1 protein-coding gene and 1 pseudogene are annotated in these 1,316 nt (G+C 41.6%); one reads left to right on the top strand and one right to left on the bottom strand.

The genetic code is table 11. The annotated features are described in order from the left end of the window. Window positions 1-506: pseudogene (locus AB4496_RS26775) on the top strand (phosphoribosylglycinamide formyltransferase); the annotation flags it as partial. A gap of 269 nt (window positions 507-775) precedes the next feature. Here AB4496_RS26775 and ihfA read toward each other — a convergent pair. Beyond that, window positions 776-1,072: an integration host factor subunit alpha gene (gene ihfA, locus AB4496_RS26770; protein WP_004734853.1), complete on the bottom strand. Its 297-nt coding sequence runs from the start codon at window positions 1,070-1,072 to the stop codon at window positions 776-778. Between the last annotated feature and the right edge of the window lie 244 nt (window positions 1,073-1,316).

Below are 1,316 nucleotides of genomic sequence, written 5' to 3'. Positions count from 1 at the left end.
GTACTGCCCTACTCACCAATTCTGAAGCGCTATTTGCTGGCGTTAAATCTCAAGCTCGTGCAGAAGAAAAAATCGCCCTTGAGCTTGATGGTGATGTAACAAAAATTACCGACTTAGCCCGTGCAACTATCATCGCGAACGATGTAGAAAGCTTGGTTGAAGTTTACGAAGCGCTAAGCCGTGAAGCAGACGTTGTTAAGCTGAAAAACAAGTTTAAGTCACCAGCCGATTCTGGCTACCGTGACCTTAACTTGTTGGTTCGTTTACCTAAAACCAACATCATTGCAGAGGTTCAACTTCACTTGAAAGCGATTGCTGATGTGAAAAGTGGCCCTGAGCACGAACTCTACGAAATCATCCAAGGCATTGAGCGTCACGCAATTGCAGAACATCGCCCAATCAATGACATTGAAGCGGCACAAATCAATAGCCTAAGACGCCAATCTTTAGAGCTTTACCAACAAGCATGGCAACCGTACATTACCACGCACATTAAAGCGGCATAAACGCTTACCATAAACAAGAACGACAAAGGGCTGCATAATCGCAGCCCTTTCTTTTTATTAGTGCTCTCGCGTTGCTTTCATTAGTTCATTAGTTCATTACTATCAGAAAACAAAATATAGGGATGTCACTATTAGTAGTTAACGAGAAGGGTAGCTAAGAAAAGAGAGTCAGGTGATACCACTAAGAGAAACTAGTGACAAGACAGTCAGCAAATGATGCATAAGACGTAGATACAAAAAGACCACGCTAGGCGTGGTCTATTGCTTGGCTACTTCTCGATTTTAATATTTTCGACTCGGGCCTTTAGTTTTTGTCCCGGTCTAAAAGTAACAACACGTCGAGCAGAAATTGGAATGTCTTCACCAGTTTTCGGGTTACGACCAGGTCGCTCGTTTTTCTCACGAAGATCAAAGTTACCAAAACCAGACAGTTTTACCTGTTCGCCATTTTCAAGTGCCTTACGAACTTCTTCGAAAAACACTTCAACCGTTTCCTTGGCATCCCGCTTGCTGTATCCGAGTGTTTCAAACAGGTTCTCAGCCAAATCGGCTTTAGTGAGTGCCATAAAACTTTCCTCAAAGCTATGTTATACATTGCTACCATCTTCAGTAGCGCCAAAGCATTTACCCTATTCAATCAATGAGATAAGGTCATTTACAAGGAAAGTGTATGCCAAGCTTCTGATTTTCGCCAACTTTTTTATCTCATCAATTTAATTATTCTTTCAAATCAGGAAGATAACTCCCTTGCAAAGTCACATATATAGCTAAAAAACACCTAGCCAACAGGTACGATGTGATATTATATAC

The sequence above is a fragment of the Vibrio sp. 10N.222.46.A1 genome, from assembly GCF_041473595.1.
GTDB lineage: Bacteria > Pseudomonadota > Gammaproteobacteria > Enterobacterales > Vibrionaceae > Vibrio > Vibrio tasmaniensis_A.
Note: the sequence above shows the minus strand (reverse complement) of the source record. Positions and strands in the feature narration are given on the sequence as shown.

What these genes read in the sequence shown, in the direction of transcription:
- ihfA (WP_004734853.1), bottom strand. Translation starts at nt 1,072, where the DNA reads ATGGCACTCACTAAAGCCGATTTGGCTGAGAACCTGTTTGAAACACTC.